The sequence below is a fragment of the Clostridium bornimense genome, from assembly GCF_018917145.1.
GTDB lineage: Bacteria > Bacillota > Clostridia > Clostridiales > Clostridiaceae > Clostridium_AN > Clostridium_AN bornimense_A.
On the sequence record NZ_JAHLOD010000007.1, the window covers coordinates 83,058 to 98,652 of the forward strand.

Genomic DNA, 15,595 nt, shown 5'->3' on the forward strand with positions numbered 1-15,595 from the left:
TTATTATTTACTTGGTTTTATGATATTCCACCCTAGATTCATCCATTACAGTTTTCATATTGTCTGTTAATAAGAAGTACAAGTTAAATCTTGTAAGATATTAAAATTCATTTATAACTAGTGGAGTATGATGGTATAATATATAAGTTCTAAAAAACAATCTACATTGATAAGAAACTTATGTTAGAAGTTGTTTATCTTATTTCATTTAATGATGTAGATTTTCAAATAAAACATATATATCAAGGTTAGGATTAGTATATTTTTGACAATAAAGTTGTAAAGGTGATAAAAATGGAAGAAAAGATAAATAATGATGAAGAATCTAGTCTTATCGTAAAATTAATTGAAATAATTAATAGATTATTTAAATTTGCTGGTTCATCAATAATTAGTGCTGTAGTAGATTTATCTATTTTTACTGTACTTACTAATGAAATTTTAATATCAATACCTATGAATGTTATGGAAGCAACAATTATATCTAGAATTTTTTCTGGAAGTTTAAATTTTTTCTTAAGCCAAAAGTGGGTATTTAATGGAATTGATCGAGTTTCTGATGTAATAAAGTATATATTACTAGTAATCTTTCAAATGTTTTGTAGTGGATTTTTAGTATCTATATTATCTACTAAATTTATAGATGCAACTTTTATTAAAATGTTTGTAGATATCACTCTATTTTTTGTAAGTTATTTAATTCAAAGATTTATATTGTATAGATATAAGATAAGAAAGTAATTTTTAAAATATATACATTATGAAAATTGTTGCAGGTATATAGATGAATTTATAAAGGTTGATTAAATTGTCGAAAATATAAAATAGCTTTAGTTTGTTAATAAACAGATAATAAAATCTTAGTTTTATAAAGGAATACTCAATAAATACTTTATAAAATTAATAAATGCTTAAAAGTGTGTTGACAATAATCGAGAAGGTAATTACAATGAATATAAATTAAAAATTAATTCGGATGAAAAATTTGAGAGAGATTGTGATATTTTAGTGCAACGCCGAAGGGGCTTAAAAACTCTCAGGCAAAGGGATCAAGTTTGGACGAAACTCTGGAGAACAATGGCGTACCGACGAAGCAACTTTTTATATTAATTTAAAAAGGAATCTTTCAGGTTTAAGGACAGAGGTAGTTGGAAATACTGTATATTTCCGGCTACCTCTTTTTGTTTGAGAAAACCGGAGATATATATGCTAGAAAGGGTGAACTTATATGATTAATGAAATTATGGAATCAATATTGAAGGCTGATTCAGAAGTTGGTGAAGCAATAATTAAAGAAATGGCAAGGCAAAGAAGAAATTTAGAGTTAATTGCTTCAGAAAATATTATTTCGCCAGCTGTAATGATGGCAATGGCAACAGTTCCAGCAAATAAATATGCTGAGGGTTATCCAGGGAAAAGATATTATGGTGGATGTCAAGAAATTGACGTTATTGAGCAGTTAGCAATTGATAGAACTAAAGAATTATTTGGTTGTGAACATGCTTGTGTTCAACCACATTCAGGAGCTAATGCTAATATGGCTGTTTATGAAGCATTTTTAAAACCAGGTGATACTGTAATGGGATTAAATTTGGCACATGGTGGACATTTGACACACGGAAGTCCAGTAAATCAATCAGGTATTTTGTATAACTTTATTCCATATAGTGTAGATGAAGAAACAGGAATAATTGATTATGATAAAGTAAGAGAACTAGCGAAAGAATATAAACCTAAAATGATAGTTGCAGGTGCTTCTGCATACCCAAGAGAAATTAGATTTGATATATTTCACGATATCGCAGAAGAAGTTGGTGCAATATTATTTGTAGATATGGCACATATTGCAGGTTTAGTAGCTGCAGGATTACATCAAAGTCCAGTACCATATGCTGATGTAGTTACAACTACAACACATAAAACTTTACGTGGACCAAGAGGTGGAATAATAATGTGCAAAGAAAAATATGCTAAGGCTATTAATAAAGCTATTTTTCCAGGAACTCAAGGTGGTCCATTAATGCATATTATAGCAGCTAAAGCAGTTTGTCTTGGTGAAGCATTGAAACCAGAATTTAAAGAGTATCAACAACAAGTAATAAAAAATGCTAAGGCACTTGCAGATTCATTAATCGATGAAGGTTTCAATTTAATTAGTGGGGGAACTGATAATCATCTTATGTTAGTTGATTTAAGAAATATGAATATAACAGGTAAGGAACTTCAAAATAGATTAGATGAAGTATATATAACATTAAATAAAAATGCAGTACCAAATGATCCTGAAAGTCCTTTTGTAACTAGTGGTGTTCGTATCGGTACTCCTGCAGTAACAACAAGAGGATTAGTAGAAGAGGATATGAGGACAATTGCAAAATTAATTAAATTAAGTATAACTGATTTTGATACAAAAGCTGATTATATAAGAGACGAAGTGACAAAGATATGTACAAAGTATCCATTATACCAATAGAGGAGATGAAAATATGGAATTAAAAACACCATTATATGATACACACGTTAAATATAACGGAAAGATAGTGCCTTTTGCAGGATATTTACTTCCTGTTCAATATGAAACAGGTGTAATAGCTGAGCATATGGCAGTAAGAACAAAAGCTGGTTTATTTGATGTCTCTCATATGGGAGAAATTATTTGCAAAGGTGAAGATGCTTTAGAAAATCTACAAATGCTTCTTACAAACGACTTTACTAATATGGTAGATGGACAAGCAAGATATAGTCCAATGTGTAATGAGAATGGTGGAACAGTGGATGACTTAATTGTTTATAAATATAAAGATAATGTTTATTACATAGTAGTTAATGCGGCAAATAAAGATAAAGATTATAAATGGATGTTAGATCATCAGTTTGGAAATGTAACATTTGAAGATATGTCTAGTTCCATTTCTCAAATTGCATTGCAAGGACCAAAGTCTTTTGAAATATTAAAAAAGCTTACTTCAGAAGAAAATATACCTAAAAAATATTATCATTGCATATTTAATGCAGAGGTTGATGGAATAAGGTGTATAGTTTCTCAAACGGGATATACCGGTGAAGATGGATATGAAATATATCTAAGTAATGAAGATGCACCAAAGATGTGGGAGAGCTTAATGACTGCAGGAAAAGAATTTGGATTGATACCATGCGGGTTAGGGGCAAGAGATACACTGAGATTAGAAGCAGCAATGCCTTTATATGGACATGAGATGGATGATACTGTTGATCCATTGGAAACAGGTTTAGGATTTGCTGTTAAGATGTCAAAAGATGATTTTATAGGTAAAAAGGCTATAGAAGCTAAAGGAGATCTTAAAAGAAAAAGGGTAGGATTAAAGGTAACAAAGCGCGGAATAATTAGGGAACATGAAGACGTTTACTTTGGTGAAAAGCTAATTGGACATACTACTTCAGGAACCCATTGCCCTTATTTAGGTTATCCAATAGCTATGGCATTGATTGATATAGATTATACGGAATTAGGTAGAAAGGTTGAAGTTTTAGTAAGAGGAAGAAAAGTAGAAGCTGAAATTGTTAAGTTACCTTTTTATAAGAAGACAAAAAAAGATAAGTAACGGAGGAATTATTATGAAATTATTAGATGATATTAAATATACAAAATCTCATGAATGGGTAAAATTTATTGATGAATCAACAGTTTTAGTAGGTTTATCAGATCATGCACAATCAGAATTAGGAGATATAGTTTTTATAAATTTGCCTGAAGAAGGAGATACCGTAGAGGTAGAAGCAGCATTTTGTGATGTAGAATCTGTAAAAGCTGTATCAGATGTTTATTCACCAGTTTCTGGAGAAGTAATAGAGATAAATGAAGAACTTTTAGATAATCCAGCATTGGTAAATGAAGAACCATATGAATCATGGTTTATAAAGGTAGGTAATGTAACAGAAAAATCAGAATTACTATCAAAAGATGAATATGCTAAATTTATTGAAAGTGAAAAAGAAGATTAATAGCAGAAGAGAGGTGAAAAGATATGGGATCATATGTTTCAACGACTAATAAAGAAGAGAATGAAATGTTAGATGCAATAGGTGTTAAAAGTATCGATGATCTTTTCAAAGATGTACCAGAAGAAGTGAAAATTAAAGGTGATTTAAATTTACCAGAGGGACTTTCTGAGATGGAAGTAAAAAAGTTCATGGAAGGTATAGCTAGTAAAAATAAAGTGTTTTCTTCAATATTTAGAGGTGCCGGAGCCTATAATCACTATATTCCAGCTATAGTTAATAGTGTAATAAGTAAAGAAGAATTTGTAACAGCATATACTCCATATCAAGCAGAAATTAGCCAAGGTATATTACAGTCAATTTTTGAATATCAAACTATGATATGTAATTTGACAGGAATGGATGTATCTAATGCCTCAGTATATGATGGAGCAACAGCAGCTGCGGAATCATTAACAATGTGTAGAGATAGAAAGCATAAAAAAGCATATGTTTCTGCTACAACAAATCCTGAAGTTATAGAAACTATGAAGACTTATTGTATGGGCAGTGAAATGGAACTAATTATAGTGCCAGAAAAGGATGGAGTAACAGATATAGAATTCCTTAAAGAATCTTTAGAAAGTGAAGCAGCTTGTTTATATATACAACAACCAAACTTTTATGGAAATATTGAAGATACAGAGGAGTTAGGAAAGTGTATACATGATGTTGGTGGAAAATATATTATCGGTGCTAATCCTATTTCTTTGGCAATAATGAAAACTCCTAGAGAATATGGGGCAGATATCGCTGTTGGTGAGGGACAACCTTTAGGAATGCCATTATCATGTGGAGGACCATATCTAGGATTTATGGCTTGTATAGAGTCTATGGTAAGAAAGTTACCTGGAAGAATAGTAGGGGAGACAACGGATTCAGAAGGAAAAAGAGCTTTTGTATTAACACTACAAGCTAGAGAACAACATATAAGACGTGAAAAGGCGTCAAGTAATATATGTTCAAATGAAGCATTATGTGCATTAACTGCATCAGTTTATTTATCCGCAATGGGTAGTGAAGGAATAAAGGAAGTTGCATTACAAAGTATGTCAAAAGCAAAATATATGGCTAATAGATTAAGTGAAGTTGGACAAAAATTAAAATACAATAAGGAGTTTTTTAATGAATTTGTAACAGTATCTGAAAGATCATGTGATATTGTATTGAAGGCTCTAGAGGATAATGGAATTTTAGGTGGATACCCATTAGGTGATAATGAAATATTATGGTGTTGTACAGAAATGAACAGCAAAGAAGATATTGATAAAGTAATTGAGATACTTAAGGAGGTGTAATGTATGGATTTAATTTTTGAAAAAAGCTGCATGGGAACTGGATGTACAATATTACCTAAGTGTGATGTTGATATTTATGAAGTTAAAGATAAATTTAAAAGAAATTTGGAATTAAAATTGCCAGAACTTTCAGAAAATGATTTAAGTAGACATTATACTGAATTAGCAAAGAAAACTCATGGTGTAAATGATGGGTTTTATCCATTAGGATCTTGTACTATGAAGTATAATCCAAAGATAAATGAAGAGATTGCTAAATTGCCAGAGTTCACAAATATACATCCATTACAACCGGAAGATACAATGGAAGGTTGTATTGAGGTAATGAATTTAACAAAAAAATATTTATGTGAAATAACAGGAATGGATGATATGACATTACAGCCAGCAGCAGGAGCTCATGGTGAGTTTACAGGATTATTACTTATTAAAGCATACCATGAAAGTAGAGGAGATTTTAAAAGAAAGAAAATTATAGTGCCAGATTCAGCACATGGTACTAATCCTGCTAGTGCAGTTATGGCTGGATTTACTGTTGTAAGTATAAAATCAGGGGAAGATGGATTAGTAGATTTAGATAAATTAAGAGAAGCTGTTGGAGATGATACTGCTGGGTTAATGTTAACTAATCCTAATACTGTTGGATTATTTGATAAAAATATTCTAGAGATTACAAAGATAGTACATGAAGCAGGAGCGTTAGCATATTATGATGGTGCAAATCTAAATGCTATTATGGGTATCGCAAGACCTGGAGATATGGGCTTTGATGTTATTCATACTAATTTACACAAAACATTTTCAACACCTCATGGTGGTGGAGGACCAGGAAGTGGACCAGTAGGTTGTAAGAAGATTTTATCAAAATTCTTACCTAATCCTTCAATAGATGAAAGTGGCAAATTTAAGTATAATTCTGAAAGCATTGGACAAGTTAAAAGTTTTTATGGAAATTTTCTTGTAGTTGTTAGAGCATTAACATACATTGCAACTTTGGGAAAGGAAGGAATACCTAAAGCAAGTAAAAATGCAGTATTAAATGCTAATTACATGATGGCAAAGTTATCTGATATATATACCATGGCTTATGATAACACTTGTATGCATGAATTTGTTATGAGTCTTGAGTTTTTAAAGAAAGAGACAGGAATTTCAGCAATGGATATTGCAAAAGGCTTGTTAGATAAGGGTATTCATCCACCAACAATGTATTTTCCATTAATAGTACATGAAGCATTAATGATAGAGCCTACAGAGACTGAATCAAAGAAAACATTAGATAAAGCTATTGAGGTTTTACGTGATTTATATAATAAAGCAAAAACTAAACCGGAAGCACTCCATAATGCTCCTATTTTAACAGCAATTAGAAGACCTGATGAAGTTAAAGCAGCACGTAATCCAGTATTAAGATACAAATAATATTTGAAAGAGAGTGATAGTTATGATAAAAAAGCTAACTTATGTGGAAACTGAAAATACGAATCCATATCATAATTTGGCTCTAGAAAAAGTATTGTTAGATAATGTAGAAAAAGATCAATGTATTTTATATTTATGGCAAAACAAAAATACTGTAGTTATTGGTAGAAACCAAAATAGTTGGAAAGAGTGCAAAGTTGATTTTTTAGAAGAAAACGGAGGACACTTGGCAAGAAGACTATCTGGTGGAGGAGCAGTATTTCATGATCTAGGTAATTTAAATTTTACATTTCTTGTGCATAAGGATAATTACAGTGTTGAAAGGCAACTTCAAGTAATTATAAAGGCATTAGAAAAGTTTGGATTAAAGGCAGAGAGAAATGGTAGGAATGATATAACTATAGATGAAAGAAAATTTTCAGGAAATGCATTTTTTAAAAGTGGAGATAATTGCTATCATCATGGTACGTTGATGGTTAACGTAAATATGCAAGATTTATCTAAGTATCTAAATGTTTCAAAAGAAAAACTAAAATCTAAAGGTGTTGACTCAGTAAAGTCTAGAGTAATAAATTTGTCGTCTTTATGCAAAGACATAACAATAGCATCTTTAAAAGAGAAGTTAATAGAAGCTTTTGGAGAGACGTATAATTGTATTCCAGATAAATTAGATGAGAAGGATATAGATGAAAAGATATTGCAAGAAAGGATAGAAGAATTTCAATCTTGGCAATGGAGATATGGAAGAAAAATAGATTTTAAGTATGAGTTAGGAAGAAGATTTCAGTGGGGAGATATTAATATACAGTTCAATGTTAAAAGTGGAATTATAGATGATATTGAGATATATTCAGATGCTATGGAACAAGATTTCATAATAGATATTAAGCATCTTATTAACAAAACAATTTTTGATAAAGCAAAGATTCGTGAGAAATTATCTAAGTATCAATGTAAAGAATCTATGGAGGAAAAAATGGTACAGGATATTTCACTTTTGATAAAAGAGCAAGATATGTAGAGAGAAGGTGTGAAATTAATGGACACTAATTACGATTTAATAGTAATTGGAGCAGGACCTGGCGGATATATTGCAGCGATTAAAGCTGCAAAGCTAGGCATGAAGGTAGCGGTAATCGAAAAAGGAGAACTTGGTGGGACTTGTTTAAATCGAGGATGTATACCAACGAAATCTTTAATTCATGCTACAGAACTCTATAGAAAGATGCAACATAGCGAAGAATACGGAATTATCCATAACGAGATAAGTTATGATATGGAAAAGATCTTTTCATATAAAGATGATGTAGTTGAAAAATTAAGAAAAGGAATAGGTCAATTATTTAAAACTAATAATATAACATTATTTACAGGCTTAGCAAAAATTTTTAAAGATAATATTGTTAAGATAAAAACTTATGATGAATTAATAGAAGTAAAGGGAGGTAAAATTTTAATTGCTACAGGATCTAAACCTGCAATTCCTAAAATTCCAGGAATTGATACTGATGGTGTATTTACTAGCGATGATTTTTTAACAAATCCCAATATTAAGTGTGATAATTTGATTATCATAGGTGGAGGAGTTATAAGTGTAGAATTTGCAACTATATTTTCATCACTAGATAAAAAAGTAACCATTATTGAAGCGATGCCAAGAATATTACCTAATATGGATAAAGAAATCTCTCAGAACTTAAAAATGATATTGAAGAAAAGAAATGTAAGTATTCATACAAATTCAATTGTAGAAGGCATATCAAAAGAAAATGATAAATTGATATGTAGTTTTAAAGAAAAAGAAGAAACATGTACAGTGGAAGGAGATTCAATACTTTTAGCTATTGGAAGGAGTTCATGTATTGATGATTTATTTGATAGCGATATTAATATTGAAATAGAAAGAAATAAAATAGTAGTGGATGAAAATTTTGAGACATCTATTAAAGATATTTATGCTATTGGTGATGTTATTTTTGGAATTCAATTAGCACATGTAGCTTCAGCACAAGGCGTTGTTGCAGTGGAAAAGATTAATGGAAAAGTACCTACAATAAATTTAGATATTGTACCAAGTTGTGTATATACAGATCCTGAAATAGCAAGTGTAGGAGTTACTGAAGAGGAAGCTAAAAATATGAATATACCAGTGGTAGTAGGAAAAACAATTACATCATCTAATGGTAAGTCAATTTTATCAAATGACGAAAGAGGCTTCATGAAAGTGATTTTTAGGAAGGATTCACATGTGATTATTGGTGCTCAGATGATGTGTTCAAGAGCAACAGATATGATTGGTGAATTATCAACAGCAATAGCTAATAAATTGACAGATAAGGATTTAAAAAGTGCTATGAGAGCACATCCTACATATAATGAAGCTTTGGTAGATGCTGTAGAAAGTGCTTTTGCTTATAATATAGTAAAAAGAAAATAGAGTTGATTTTACGACGCAGTGAAAATAGAAATGATTTTTTCTGTGTCGTAAATTGCATTTTAGAGAAAATTACAAATTTACATTATACAAAAATAGGGTTATAATATTGAAATAATGGAAGAAATATAAGGTTTTATGCTTAAAATGTAAGAGACGTGCATTTAAATGGATTATTTTGAAAGAGCTAAGGAATTGAAAGATGAATTAATATCTAATAGACGTTATATACATGAAAATGCAGAAGTTGGTATGGAACTGCCAAACACATGTCATTATATAGTGTCAAAGCTAAGTGAGATGGGTTATGAACCTAAAGTAGTTGGAGGAAGTGGAGTTACAGCAACGGTAGGAAATGGACATGGTAAGACAATTTTACTAAGAGCTGATATGGATGCATTACCGATGAAAGAAGAAAGTGGAGAACCTTTTGCATGTAAGAGTGGTAAAGCAGTGCATGCTTGCGGACATGATTTACATACAACAATGTTGTTAGGAGCAGCTAAAATGCTTAAAGAAAATGAGGCTGCGTTAGAAGGAACAGTAAAGTTAGTATTCCAACCAGGGGAAGAGATATTTAAAGGATCAAAGGCACTAATAGAAGATGGAATTTTAGAATCACCAAAGGTAGATGCAGCTCTTGCTTATCATGTTGGACCAGGGAAAATGCCAGTTGGTTTACACATGTATAATGATAAAAATACTATGATGTATTCAAATGATGGATTTAAAATTACTGTACATGGAAAAGGTGCTCATGGTGCATATCCTCATCATTCTATAGATCCTATACATATAGCAGTTCAAATATATCTTGGACTAGAAGAAATAATAGCAAGAGAGGTAGATAGCTCAAGTCCTTGTGTTATGACAATAGGAAAACTTGTTGCTGGAGAAGCAAATAATATAATACCAGAAACTGCAGAGATACAAGGTTCAATTAGAACTACTTCTGTAGAAAATAGAGAAATTATGGTATCAAGAATGAAAGAAGTTGCAAGTAAAATTGCAGAAGTTTACAGAGGAACTGCCGAAGTAGAAATGATTTCAGAAGTGCCACCACTAATTTGTAATCCTGATTTTACAAAAGAAATTCTTTCATACATGTCTGAACTTAATGTTCCAGGACAAATGGGGGTTCCAGGAATACAAGCAAGTGCATCAGATGATTTTTCTGTTATCTTGGAAAAGGTTCCAGGTGCATATATGTTCCTATCAGCAGGATATCCAGATAAGGATGTGGCACCAAGTCATAATCCTAAGGTTATTTTTAACGAAGAAGTACTTCCAATAGGAGCAGCATATTTAGCACATTGTGCAACAAGATGGCTTGAAAATAATAAATAGTTAAGGATAAAAAGGGGGAATAGTTATGAAAAAGGAAAATAGTAACGGGTCAACAGTTGTAATTCAATTACCGAAGGCAAAGAGAAACCTTGTTATGGTAGGTTGTATTTGTTTAATGTTATCAATTGCATGTTTTGGACTTAGCCTAGCAGTTATTCAAGGACCTATATTGGAAGAAATGGATGCAATGAGCTATTTTTCAACGTTAACAATTTTTGCTTCATTAGGATTAGCAATTTTAACACCTATCGGAGGAAAACTTGGGGATTTATTCGGGAGAAGAAATATTGTTATAATAGCTGGTTCTGTAGCAGCAATTGCTGGTATCGGAATGGGAATTGTAAAAACAGTTGTTCCATTCATGGTATTGAGGCTTATATTAGGAGCTGCACAAGGAGCATTTACAGCAGCACCATATATTTTAATTGGTGAAATTTTTGAACAAAAAGATGTACCTAAAAGATTAGGCTTACTTTCAAGCTCTATTGCTATTGGAGGATTTGCTGGAAGTATCATAGCAGGTATATTAGCAGATGCCGGATTACTTAAGCTTGGAATAATATTTCCAGTATTCCCGTTATTAGCAGGTATATTACTTATAGGATTTAATTTACCAAATAAGAAGAGAGAGACAAAGGCTGTTATTGATTATAAGGGTGTAGTGTTACTAGCATTATTTTTATCTGCTTTATTATTATCATTAAACTATGGTCCTAAAATCGGATGGGGAAATATAAAAATAATAGTAGGATTTATAGCAGCAATTATTTTAGGATTTATTTTAGTTAAGGTGGAAAGGAGTGCACAAGAACCTATAATTCCAACTAATTTATTTACTAATAAAAGATATAGAACACTAATAATAGTTGGTATAATTGCATATTTCTATCAAGAAGCAATGAATATGTATGCACCATTATCAGTACAAAAAGTTTTAGGACAATCTAAAACAATTTCAGGAGCACTTCAATTTCCACGTACAATATTAATAATGATATTACCAATTTTCACTGGTTTATGGGTAACTAAGAAAGCAGCAAATTCTAAGAAAGCTATGATGATGGCTACAGGATTAGTAGCTATTGCATTTATAGTAATGGGATTTACAACTAGTAAAACACCAGTAATAATTTACTTTGTAGCATTAGCATTAACAGGAATTGCAGAAAGTTTTAGAGCTGTTTCAATAACACCAGCAGCACAAGCATCATTAGATCCATCAGAACTTGGAATTGGTACTTCTTTATTAACATTTATGAATTCATTATCTCCTTTATTTGCAGCAGCAATTTGCGGTATTGTTTTTGATGTAAATAAAGATAATATTCAAACAGGTATTAATGGAGTTTTCTTTCTAACTGCTTTAGTTGCAATAATAGGTTTCTTAATAGTTTTGTTTGGAATAAAGAAAGATAGTTCTAAGGAAAAATAGTTTAATAATTATTTATAAATATGAAGCTATGGCAAATGAATATGAATTTGCCGTAGCTTTATTTATTATTGCATAAGGTTGAGTTCATATTTAGTTATTAGAATTGTCATAAAGTTGTCACAGAGAATTGATATATTGTATTTGTAGTAAGTAATAGTTAAAAGTTTTTTCAAATCATTTTCCTTTTTATATAGAAGAATAGTCCGCTGGGCTATTCTTTTTTTACATTAATAGAGGAAAGTCTATGATATAATAGGATATGGATTTTATTATGTAAATTACATAAAAAGTAAAAAGGAGACAAAATATATGCGAAATGTAGGATCGTTCTTGGTGTGTACATTATATATTTTAATAAATTATTATATAGGTTATAGAGCGTTTATTTTTGCTGAAAGTAGTTTTAATATAGCAATTTCAATATTAATTACTATATTAATAGGGATATTGACTATCATGACAATTTCAACATACTTGTTATCTTCAAGGAATGTAGGATTAATAGTTGGTAAGTTAGGATCTTATTGGATGGGAGTATCTTTACTTACTTTTATTTTCTTACTAATTGTACGACTTTTAAATAAAGCTATTTCAGGTATAGGTTTTACTTCTATATCAAATTCATATGAATTTATAATAGCTTTAATTATCGTAGTTATAATATTTACCATAGGAGTTTATAATAATAGCAAAATAAAAGTAAAAGATTACAATTAATAGTATTAGATCATCAACCATCAAATATAAATGAATATATGAATATAGGTGATTTAGTTTTATCTGGTCATACACATGGTGGACAAGTATATCCTTTGAATTTTATCACAAGCAACATTTTTGAAACTGATTATGGACATAAGGCATATGAAAATGGTATTCAATAATTGTAACTTCAGGATTATTTACATGGGGTCCACCAATGAGGATAGGAACTAACAATGAGATTATTTGTGTTAATGTGTTATTTAAGTAGTAGACTAGATAAGTTTATTAATAGATAAGAATAATTAATAATAATTTATTATATGAGAGCTAATGCATTAAGATATAAAAAATATAAGACTAGAATCTTTAAAGTTAAATAAATTTTATCAATAACAGGCTGAATATGCCTGTTATTTTTTGGCTGATTATTTTATAAATGAAATAAAATCATAAGACTTTCTAAAGACTGTCTAAAGAATTCATTGATGAGTATATAAGTATGTTATTATTCAAGAAAGTGATTGTGAAATTAATGTAGTAATAAAATGTTTTTAACTGGAAGAGGTGAATATATGCGATATAAAAATAACATATTTTTAAGTATAATTTTCGTCAATATGTCGTTCTTTTTAATATTTTCAATTTACACTATAGAAAAAAATTTAAAATTACAATTAGATGAGAATGTTTTTTTAGGGGATAACAGCTTAAATTTTACAATTACATGTGATAATGGAGAAAAAATTGATAATAAGATTCTAAGCCTAGATAACCAATATGTGGTTATGAGAGATGATTTAGGTGGGTACAAGCAGTATGCTATATATTTTAAGGGGAAATTAAATAAAGAGCCTAAAATGATAAAAGGTAGGTTTTTCTATGAAGATGATTTTAATAAGAATAATAAATTAGCGGTTATAGGAAAAAATTTAAAGGATGAAATAATCGTTAAAAACGGAGAAAATTATTATTATATTGAAAACGAATATTATAAGGTTATAGGAATTATGGGAGATAGGAAAGAAGAAACATCTTGTGACAGTAGTGTCTATATTAATTTAGATTCACTTATAAAAGATAATACGAGTTTTTATTTACAAGGACACTACATACTTCAAAGTAAAGGAGAAAATGAAGAAATTTTTCAAGATGTAAAAAATATATATGAGAATAAAAATGTAATAGTTAGAGAAAAGATTAGTGAAAATCAAAGTCCAATTTCAAAAATTTTAAATAAAATAGATGTATATTCTATAGAGAATATTATTAAGGTTATTATTGTATTGATATTAAATATAAGTCTTACTACTATATATTGGATAAAGAGGAAAAGTAGAATTATTGGCATTAAGAGAGCAATGGGAGCTACTAAAAATAGAATATCACTAGAAATATTAAAGGAACTTAGTACAGTTAGTATAATATCTTTTTTTATAGGCTATTTATCATATTTATTCATAACATATATAAGAGACGGATATGTAAAATTTTATTTTGTCACTATGCTTGCAGTATTAGGCATAACAATTATTACTACATTAATAGCAGCAGGTATATCAATATATAATATAAATAAAATGGAACCTTCTAAGATAATGAGGTGTTGTTAAATGAATAATATACGATATTCAATTAATGAAATTATAAGGAAACCTATTATATGTCTAATGATAGTTGGACAAGTATTAATAGGAACAATGATACTAATAGAGGCATTAAGTACTACATTAGAAACGTTAGATACTATCAATAAAACAAAGAATTTGTTCAATAATAAGGAAGTATATAGATTAGTGGATAATACCAATGCAAATAAGATGATGGAGATATACTCAAATAAGAATATAGATAATACATATAAATTATATAGTTTTTTAAAAAATAATAAAAAATTTATATCTTTATCAGCTCAAGACAGTAATATGCTTATTGAAAATTTCACTGAAAATGAAGAATTTTATTATTCTATGAAAGAGGAAGAAAAATATTATATCGATCCTATTGAAAATGTAAAAGGAAAATTTTCAAATATAAAAAGTTATTATATAGATAGTGGTTATTTAAATGAATTTCCATTAAGTTTGGAAGAAGGAAGAACTTTTAAGAATGAAGACTTTGAAGAGAAAAATATGACACCAATTATATTAGGTTCAAAATATAAGAACATATATAAAATTGGAGATGAATTTAGATATTTTGATTATTTATCTTTAAAAGAAAGAAAAGCTAAAGTTATAGGTATATTATCTGAAAATAGTTACTTTTTTTCTAGTGTAGGAGTAGTTGATTTAGAGGATAGAGTTATTTGTCCTATGAGTAATATAACATTAGAAAATGCAACTCTTGATAAAATACAGTATTGGTTTACTGGGTGTATGGTAATAACAAATAATAAAAAAGATGCAATTACTGATATAAGAAGTGAAAGTTCTAAGTTAAAGTTAAATGATTTCAAGCTAAGTAGTTGTAAAGAACAAATAAATATAGTGATAAATGAACTGAGTAAAAGTTTTAAAGCATCTATAACATTAAGTGGAGTGATATTTTTATTCATATCTATTGGAATAATAACAGTACAATTAAATTCTATAAAGGAAAGAGAAGAGGAGCATGGTATACATTTATTATCAGGTGCAAGCAAAGGAGATATAGCCAAAAGATATATATATTCAACGGTTATACAGATTGGAGTAGGAATGTTGCTAGGAACATATTTTCAGTATTTTAAGAATAGAGATACTTATGGATTATATTATGATAATAGAATATTAATTATCCTAATAATAGTATTTTGTTGTATAGTTTTGATTATTGCATATATACCATATAGAAAGATAAAGAAGTTAGAAATAAATACTATTTTAAGGAGGTTAAGTGAATGAGTTACATAGATATACGAAATATAAAAAAGGTATATGGAAAAGGTGATGGACAAGT

13 protein-coding genes and 2 riboswitches are annotated in these 15,595 nt (G+C 29.4%); all 13 genes read left to right on the forward strand.

Annotation, left to right across the window (positions count from 1 at the left end; genetic code table 11):
* The first annotated feature begins 294 nt into the window (after nucleotides 1-294).
* The 13 genes from KQI30_RS04090 (at nucleotide 295) to KQI30_RS04150 (ending at nucleotide 15,540) form a co-directional block, all read left to right on the forward strand.
* Complete coding sequence (locus KQI30_RS04090; RefSeq protein WP_216461944.1) at nucleotides 295-741, forward strand: GtrA family protein; 447 nt, start codon at nucleotides 295-297, stop codon at nucleotides 739-741.
* A gap of 235 nt (nucleotides 742-976) precedes the next feature.
* A riboswitch (glycine riboswitch) is annotated at nucleotides 977-1,062 on the forward strand.
* A 1-nt stretch (nucleotide 1,063) separates the two neighbouring features.
* Nucleotides 1,064-1,146, forward strand: a riboswitch (glycine riboswitch).
* Nucleotides 1,147-1,228: 82 nt separating this feature from the next.
* On the forward strand, nucleotides 1,229-2,473 hold the full coding sequence (gene glyA / locus KQI30_RS04095; RefSeq protein WP_301281800.1) for a serine hydroxymethyltransferase: 1,245 nt from the start codon (nucleotides 1,229-1,231) through the stop codon (nucleotides 2,471-2,473).
* A gap of 13 nt (nucleotides 2,474-2,486) precedes the next feature.
* Nucleotides 2,487-3,584 (forward strand): glycine cleavage system aminomethyltransferase GcvT, encoded by a 1,098-nt coding sequence (gcvT, locus tag KQI30_RS04100; RefSeq protein WP_216461945.1) that lies wholly within the window; start codon nucleotides 2,487-2,489, stop codon nucleotides 3,582-3,584.
* 13 nt (nucleotides 3,585-3,597) lie between these two features.
* The gene (gene gcvH, locus KQI30_RS04105; protein ID WP_216461946.1) at nucleotides 3,598-3,984 is read left to right on the forward strand and encodes a glycine cleavage system protein GcvH; all 387 of its coding nucleotides are present in this window, start codon (nucleotides 3,598-3,600) and stop codon (nucleotides 3,982-3,984) included.
* Nucleotides 3,985-4,007: 23 nt separating this feature from the next.
* On the forward strand, nucleotides 4,008-5,318 hold the full coding sequence (gene gcvPA / locus KQI30_RS04110) for an aminomethyl-transferring glycine dehydrogenase subunit GcvPA (protein WP_216461948.1): 1,311 nt from the start codon (nucleotides 4,008-4,010) through the stop codon (nucleotides 5,316-5,318).
* 3 nt (nucleotides 5,319-5,321) lie between these two features.
* Nucleotides 5,322-6,740, forward strand: coding sequence for an aminomethyl-transferring glycine dehydrogenase subunit GcvPB (gene gcvPB, locus KQI30_RS04115; RefSeq protein ID WP_216461950.1), 1,419 nt, complete (start codon nucleotides 5,322-5,324; stop codon nucleotides 6,738-6,740).
* A gap of 22 nt (nucleotides 6,741-6,762) precedes the next feature.
* Entirely contained in the window at nucleotides 6,763-7,761 is a 999-nt protein-coding gene (locus tag KQI30_RS04120; RefSeq protein ID WP_216461952.1) for a lipoate--protein ligase, read from the forward strand.
* An 18-nt stretch (nucleotides 7,762-7,779) separates the two neighbouring features.
* Nucleotides 7,780-9,177 (forward strand): dihydrolipoyl dehydrogenase, encoded by a 1,398-nt coding sequence (lpdA, locus tag KQI30_RS04125; RefSeq protein WP_216461953.1) that lies wholly within the window; start codon nucleotides 7,780-7,782, stop codon nucleotides 9,175-9,177.
* A 165-nt stretch (nucleotides 9,178-9,342) separates the two neighbouring features.
* On the forward strand, nucleotides 9,343-10,521 hold the full coding sequence (locus tag KQI30_RS04130) for a M20 family metallopeptidase (RefSeq protein WP_216461954.1): 1,179 nt from the start codon (nucleotides 9,343-9,345) through the stop codon (nucleotides 10,519-10,521).
* A gap of 25 nt (nucleotides 10,522-10,546) precedes the next feature.
* Nucleotides 10,547-11,953 (forward strand): MFS transporter, encoded by a 1,407-nt coding sequence (locus KQI30_RS04135; protein ID WP_216461955.1) that lies wholly within the window; start codon nucleotides 10,547-10,549, stop codon nucleotides 11,951-11,953.
* A 309-nt stretch (nucleotides 11,954-12,262) separates the two neighbouring features.
* Complete coding sequence (locus KQI30_RS04140; protein WP_216461956.1) at nucleotides 12,263-12,670, forward strand: hypothetical protein; 408 nt, start codon at nucleotides 12,263-12,265, stop codon at nucleotides 12,668-12,670.
* Nucleotides 12,671-13,230: 560 nt separating this feature from the next.
* Nucleotides 13,231-14,268, forward strand: a complete 1,038-nt coding sequence (locus KQI30_RS04145; protein WP_216461957.1) for an FtsX-like permease family protein — start codon at nucleotides 13,231-13,233, stop codon at nucleotides 14,266-14,268.
* Nucleotides 14,269-15,540, forward strand: a complete 1,272-nt coding sequence (locus KQI30_RS04150) for an ABC transporter permease (RefSeq protein WP_216461959.1) — start codon at nucleotides 14,269-14,271, stop codon at nucleotides 15,538-15,540.
* Nucleotides 15,541-15,595 lie beyond the last annotated feature (55 nt).